Source organism: Pseudomonas sp. Sample_10 (assembly GCF_004321495.1).
Classification (GTDB): Bacteria; Pseudomonadota; Gammaproteobacteria; order Pseudomonadales; family Pseudomonadaceae; genus Aquipseudomonas.
In genome coordinates, this window is sequence record NZ_RCOE01000032.1 from 1 (window position 1) to 7,039 (window position 7,039).

Annotated in this window: 5 protein-coding genes and 1 pseudogene; all 6 read left to right on the forward strand. The window is 61.3% G+C overall.

Features of this window, described 5'->3' with window-relative positions; translation table 11 throughout:
• A pseudogene (gene glyA, locus D8U18_RS02195) lies at positions 1 to 278 on the forward strand (serine hydroxymethyltransferase); the annotation flags it as partial.
• A 23-nt stretch (positions 279 to 301) separates the two neighbouring features.
• Positions 302 to 1,552 carry a sarcosine oxidase subunit beta gene (locus D8U18_RS02200; protein ID WP_007980419.1) on the forward strand — a complete coding sequence of 417 codons (1,251 nt, stop codon included), beginning with the start codon at positions 302 to 304 and terminating at the stop codon, positions 1,550 to 1,552.
• 14 nt (positions 1,553 to 1,566) lie between these two features.
• A complete protein-coding gene (locus D8U18_RS02205; protein WP_047534309.1) occupies positions 1,567 to 1,896 on the forward strand; it encodes a sarcosine oxidase subunit delta in 330 nt (109 codons plus the stop codon).
• On the forward strand, positions 1,893 to 4,910 hold the full coding sequence (locus D8U18_RS02210) for a sarcosine oxidase subunit alpha (RefSeq protein WP_131106911.1): 3,018 nt from the start codon (positions 1,893 to 1,895) through the stop codon (positions 4,908 to 4,910). The genes D8U18_RS02205 and D8U18_RS02210 overlap by 4 nt, the downstream gene beginning before the upstream one ends.
• A gap of 169 nt (positions 4,911 to 5,079) precedes the next feature.
• Positions 5,080 to 5,712 (forward strand): sarcosine oxidase subunit gamma family protein, encoded by a 633-nt coding sequence (gene soxG / locus D8U18_RS02215; RefSeq protein WP_130907954.1) that lies wholly within the window; start codon positions 5,080 to 5,082, stop codon positions 5,710 to 5,712.
• 199 nt (positions 5,713 to 5,911) lie between these two features.
• A complete protein-coding gene (purU, locus tag D8U18_RS02220) occupies positions 5,912 to 6,769 on the forward strand; it encodes a formyltetrahydrofolate deformylase (protein ID WP_056853879.1) in 858 nt (285 codons plus the stop codon).
• Positions 6,770 to 7,039: the final 270 nt, after the last annotated feature.

Consider the following 7,039-nt stretch of genomic DNA (forward strand, 5'->3'; position numbering starts at 1 on the left):
AGGGCCTCACCGGCAAAGAGGCGGACGCAGCACTCGGTCGCGCCCACATCACCGTCAACAAGAACGCTGTGCCGAACGACCCGCAGTCGCCGTTCGTGACCTCCGGCCTGCGTATCGGCACCCCGGCCGTGACCACACGCGGCTTCAAGGTGACCCAGTGCGTAACGCTGGCCGGCTGGATCTGCGACATCCTCGACAACCTCGGCGATGCCGATGTCGAGGCCAATGTCGCCCAGCAAGTGTCGGCCCTGTGCGCGGACTTCCCGGTTTATCGCTGAGCGCGGTTTTGGAGTAAATGACTATGCAACGCTATTCGGGCTTCGGCCTCTTCAAACACTCCCTCAGCCACCACGAAAACTGGCAGCGCATGTGGCGCACGCCGACCCCGAAAAAGGTCTACGACGTGGTTATCGTCGGCGGTGGCGGGCACGGTCTGGCGACCGCCTACTACCTGGCCAAGGAACACGGCATCACCAACGTGGCCGTGGTCGAGAAAGGCTGGCTGGGCGGCGGTAACACCGCGCGCAACACCACCATCGTTCGCTCCAACTACCTGTGGGACGAGTCGGCGCACCTGTACGAGCATGCGATGAAACTGTGGGAAGGCCTGTCTCAGGACCTCAACTACAACGTGATGTTCTCCCAGCGCGGCGTGTACAACCTTTGCCACACCCTGCAGGACATTCGTGATTCCGAGCGTCGAGTCAGCGCCAACCGCCTCAATGGTGTCGACGGTGAGTTGCTCGATGCCAAGCAAGTGGCCGACGAGATTCCGTATCTCGACTGCTCGAAGAACACCCGCTACCCGGTGATGGGCGCGACCGTCCAGCGTCGCGGCGGTGTCGCCCGTCACGATGCCGTGGCCTGGGGTTTTGCCCGTGCCGCCGACGCGCTGGGTGTGGACCTGATCCAGCAGACCGAAGTGATCGGTTTCCGCAAGGAGAACGGCGTGTGCATCGGTGTTGAAACCAACAAGGGCTTCATCGGCGCCAAACGCGTCGGCGTGGTCACTGCCGGTAACTCTGGACACATGGCCAAGCTCGCCGGTTTCCGTCTGCCGATCGAATCGCACCCGCTGCAGGCGCTGGTGTCCGAGCCGATCAAGCCGATTATCGACAGCGTGATCATGTCCAACGCCGTACACGGTTACATCAGCCAGTCCGACAAGGGCGACCTGGTGATCGGCGCCGGTATCGACGGCTACAACGGCTACGGCCAGCGTGGTTCGTACCCGGTGATCGAGCACACCATCCAGGCCATCGTCGAGATGTTCCCGGTGTTGTCCCGCGTACGCATGAACCGTCAGTGGGGCGGCATCGTCGACACCACGCCGGATGCCTGCCCGATCATTTCGAAAACCCCGGTACCGAACATGTTCTTCAACTGCGGTTGGGGCACCGGTGGCTTCAAGGCAACACCAGGCTCGGGCAACGTGTTTGCCGCGAGCCTGGCCAAGGGTGAAATGCACCCATTGGCTGCACCTTTCTCCATCGACCGTTTCCACAACGGTGCGTTGATCGATGAACACGGCGCTGCTGCGGTTGCCCACTAACAGGAGAAATCCCCATGTTGCATATCTTCTGTCCTCACTGCGGCGAACTGCGCTCCGAAGAGGAATTCCACGCATCCGGCCAGGCGCACATCCCGCGTCCACTGGATCCGAACAGCTGCACCGACGAGGAGTGGGGCGACTATATGTTCTTCCGCGACAACCCTCGCGGTCTGCACCATGAACTGTGGATTCACGCCGCCGGTTGCCGTCAGTACTTCAACGCCACCCGCGACACCGTGACCTACGAGATTCTCGAAACCTACAAGATCGGCACCAAGCCACAATTCACCGACAAGACCGATAGCCCGAAAGCGGCCAGCACGGCTCTGGGAGAGAAGGTATGAGCCAGATCAATCGCCTGTCCAACGGCGGACGGATCGACCGCAACAAAGTGTTGAGCTTCACCTTCAACGGCCAGAGCTACAAAGGCTTCGAAGGCGATTCGCTGGCCGCTGCACTGCTGGCCAACGGCGTCGACATCATCGGTCGCAGCTTCAAGTATTCCCGTCCGCGCGGCATCTTCGCCGCCGGTGCCGAAGAGCCGAACGCGGTGCTGCAGATCGGTGCCACCGAAGCCACGCAGATTCCCAACGTGCGCGCCACGCAACAGGCGTTGTATCAGGGCCTGGTCGCCACCAGCACCAACGGCTGGCCGAGCGTGAACAACGACATGATGGGGATTCTCGGCAAGGTCGGCGGCAAGCTGATGCCGCCGGGTTTCTACTACAAAACCTTCATGTACCCGCAATCGTTCTGGATGACTTACGAGAAGTACATCCGCAAGGCTGCCGGCCTTGGCCGCTCGCCGACCGAGAACGATCCGGACACCTACGACTACATGAACCAGCACTGTGACGTGCTGATCGTCGGCGCCGGCCCTGCTGGTTTGGCTGCAGCCTTGGCCGCTGCGCGCAGCGGTGCCCGGGTGATCCTGGCGGACGAACAGGAAGAGTTCGGCGGCAGCCTGCTCGACTCCCGCGAAAGCCTCGACGGCAAACCTGCCGTGGAATGGGTCGCCAGCGTTATCGCCGAGCTGAAGAACACCCCGGACGTGCTGCTGTTGCCGCGCGCCACGGTCAACGGTTACCACGATCACAACTTCCTGACCATTCACGAGCGCCTCACCGATCACCTCGGCGACCGCGCACCGATTGGCCAGGTGCGTCAGCGCATCCACCGTGTTCGCGCCAAGCGCGTCGTACTCGCGACCGGGGCTCATGAGCGTCCACTGGTCTACGGCAACAACGACGTGCCGGGCAACATGCTGGCTGGCGCTGTCTCGACTTACGTGCGTCGTTATGGCGTGGCGCCGGGCAAGAAACTGGTGCTGTCGACCAACAACGATCACGCCTACCGCGTGGCACTGGACTGGCTCGACGCCAGCCTGCAAGTGGTCGCCATCGCTGATGCCCGCAGCAATCCGCGTGGTGCGCTGGTTGAAGAGGCGCGCGCCAAAGGTATCCGCATCCTCACTGGCAGCGCCGTGATCGAAGCTCGTGGCACCAAGCGTGTGACCGCAGCCCGTGTGGCCGCGATCGATGTGAAGGGACATAAAGTCACCAGCCCTGGCGAATGGCTCGACTGTGACATCGTCGCCAGCTCCGGCGGCTACAGCCCGGTGGTGCACCTGGCATCGCACCTGGGCGGCAAGCCGATCTGGCGTGAAGACATCCTCGGTTTCGTACCGGGCGAAGCTCCGCAAAAACGTGTGTGTGTCGGCGGTATCAATGGCGTCTACGGCCTTGGTGATTCCCTGGCCGATGGTTTTGAAGGTGGCGTGCGCGCGGCCAGCGAAGCCGGTTTCGGTCCGGTCGAAGCGACCTTGCCCAAAGCCCTGGCGCGTCTCGAAGAGCCAACCCTGGCGCTGTTCCAGGTGCCGCACGAAAAGAACACCGCGCGGGCTCCGAAGCAATTCGTCGACCTGCAAAACGACGTCACCGCCGCCGCTATCGAGCTGGCGACCCGTGAAGGCTTTGAGTCGGTCGAGCACGTCAAGCGTTATACCGCACTGGGCTTCGGCACCGATCAGGGCAAGCTTGGCAACGTCAATGGCCTGGCCATCGCTGCCCGCTCGCTGAACGTGACCATCCCGCAGATGGGCACCACCATGTTCCGTCCGAACTACACGCCGGTAACGTTCGGCGCCGTGGCCGGCCGTCACTGTGGGCACATCTTCGAGCCGGTGCGTTTCACTGCACTGCATCACTGGCACCTGAAAAACGGCGCCGAGTTCGAAGACGTCGGTCAGTGGAAACGCCCTTGGTACTTCCCGAAATCCGGCGAAGACATGCACGCCGCAGTCAAACGTGAATGCAAAGCCGTGCGCGACAGCGTTGGCCTGCTGGACGCTTCGACCCTGGGCAAAATCGACATTCAAGGCCCGGATGCACGTGAGTTCCTCAACCGCATCTACACCAACGCCTGGACCAAGCTCGACGTGGGCAAGGCTCGCTACGGCCTGATGTGCAAAGAAGACGGCATGGTGTTCGACGATGGCGTGACGGCATGCCTGGCCGACAACCATTTCGTGATGACCACCACCACCGGCGGCGCTGCACGCGTGCTGCAATGGCTGGAAATCTACCAGCAGACCGAATGGCCGGACCTGAAGGTGTACTTCACTTCCGTGACCGATCACTGGGCGACCATGACGTTGTCCGGGCCGAACAGTCGCAAGCTGCTCAGCGAAGTCACTGACATCGATTTGAGCAACGAAGCGTTCCCGTTCATGACCTGGAAAGAAGGTCTGGTCGGTGGCGTGCCGGCGCGGGTGTTCCGGATTTCGTTTACCGGTGAGCTGTCGTACGAAGTCAACGTGCAGGCCGACTACGCCATGGGCGTGCTCGAGAAAATCGTCGAGGCCGGCAAGAAGTACAACCTGACGCCATATGGCACCGAAACCATGCACGTGCTGCGGGCCGAGAAGGGCTTCATCATCGTCGGCCAGGACACTGACAGCTCGATGACCCCGGACGACCTGAACATGGGCTGGTGTGTCGGTCGCACCAAACCGTTCTCGTGGATCGGCTGGCGCGGGATGAATCGTGAAGACTGCGTGCGTGATCAGCGCAAACAGCTGGTTGGCCTCAAGCCGATCGATCCGAACAAATGGCTGCCGGAAGGTGCGCAACTGGTGTTCAACACCAAGCAGGCGATCCCGATGACCATGGTCGGCCACGTGACCTCCAGCTACGCGCACAACTCCCTTGGCTATTCGTTTGCCATGGGCGTGGTCAAGGGCGGCCTGAACCGCATGGGTGAGCGTGTGTTTGCGCCACTGGCGGACGGCAGCGTGATCGAGGCGGAAATCGTTTCTTCGGTGTTCTTCGATCCGAAAGGCGAACGCCAGAACGTGTAACACCACAGTCGATCGTTCCCACGCTCTGCGTGGGAATGCATCCCGGGACGCTCCGCGTCCCTGAAAAGAGGCGCTCCGCGTCCAAAGAGCGGACGCAGAGCGTCCATGGCGGCATTCCCACGCAGAGCGTGGGAACGATCAACATGCAAGAATTCAGGAAAGGTGCTTTATGACCGCAGCCAATGTTTACCAACAACGCCCAACCACCGGGGCCAAGGCCGAGTCGTCGCTGCATCACGCCGACCTCGCCAGCCTGGTGGGCAAAGGTCGCAAGAATGCCGGCGTGACCGTGCGTGAGAAAAAACTTCTCGGCCACCTGACTATCCGTGGCGATGGCCACGATGCCGCGTTCGCCGCTGGCGTGCACAAAGCGCTGGGCATCGAATTGCCGGGCGCGCTGACCGTCATCGTCAAAGGCGAAACCAGCCTGCAATGGATGGGGCCGGATGAGTGGCTGCTGATCGTGCCGACCGGCGAAGAGTTCGCCGCCGAGCAAAAACTGCGCGAAGCGCTGGGCGACCTGCACATCCAGATCGTCAACGTCAGCGGTGGCCAGCAGATCCTCGAACTGAGCGGCCCGAACGTGCGCCAGGTTCTGATGAAATCCACCAGCTACGACGTGCACCCGAACAACTTCCCGGTGGGCAAGGCTGTCGGCACGGTGTTCGCCAAGTCGCAACTGGTGATCCGCCATACCGGTGAAGACACCTGGGAACTGCTGATCCGTCGCAGCTTCTCGGATTACTGGTGGTTGTGGTTGCAGGATGCTTCTGCCGAGTATGGCCTGAGCGTTCAGGCCTGACGCGGTGCTCACGACTGCTTTTGTGGCGAAGGAGCTTGCTCCCGCTCGGCTGCGAAGCAGTCGTGAATCCTGAGCCCGCGTTCCTGCTGAAGGATCGCGGTAGCTGGTTTTGGGGTCGCTGCGCGACCCAGCGGGAGCAAGCTCCCTCGCCACAGGGTTCGCTCTGTTTACTGGTTTTTGTAGCAGGAGTCACCGCACTATGAGCCGCGCCCCAGATACATGGATTTTGACCGCCGACTGCCCCAGCGTGCTCGGCACCGTGGACGCGGTGACTCGCTTTCTGTTTGAGCAGGGCTGTTACGTCACCGAACACCATTCCTTCGATGATCGGCTCTCGGGCCGTTTCTTCATTCGCGTGGAATTCCGTCAGCCGGACGGCTTCGACGAACAGTCGTTCCGCGCCGGTTTGCAGGAGCGCGGTGAATCCTTTGGCATGACCTTTGAACTGACGCCGCCGCATTACCGGCCGAAAGTGGTGATCATGGTTTCCAAGGCCGATCACTGCCTCAACGATTTGCTCTACCGCCAGCGCATCGGCCAATTGTCGATGGACGTCGCCGCCGTGATCTCCAACCACCCGGACCTGAAACCGCTGGCCGACTGGCACCAGATTCCCTACTACCACTTCCCGCTCGATCCGAACGACAAACCGTCGCAAGAACGTCAGGTGTGGCAGGTGATCGAAGAGTCCGGTGCGGAACTGGTGATTCTTGCGCGCTACATGCAAGTGTTGTCGCCGGAGCTGTGCCGCAAACTCGACGGCAAGGCGATCAACATTCACCACTCCCTGCTCCCGGGTTTCAAGGGCGCCAAGCCCTATCACCAGGCTTACAACAAAGGCGTGAAACTGGTCGGCGCTACCGCCCATTACATCAACAACGACCTGGACGAAGGCCCGATCATTGCCCAGGGCGTGGAGGTGGTGGATCACAGTCATTACCCCGAAGACTTGATCGCCAAGGGGCGCGATATCGAAGGCCTGACCCTGGCGCGGGCCGTGGGTTATCACATTGAGCGACGGGTGTTTTTGAACGCGAACAGAACGGTCGTTCTTTAGATCGCTATCGCTGGCAAGCCAGCTCCCACAGGGTTTTGTGTCGCTCACAAATCTTGTGGCCGCCCCGGTCCACTGTGGCAGCTGGCTTGCCAGCGATGAGGCCATAACAGACAACACAAGACACACAGGCAACAACCCGAGCAATCAACGCGCCGCCGCTCCATGGCGACGCGACCGCTACATAAAAACAACAGCGAGGTGAAAGCATGTCTGGCAATCGTGGTGTGGTGTATCTCGGCGCTGGCAAGGTCGAAGTACAGAAAATCGACT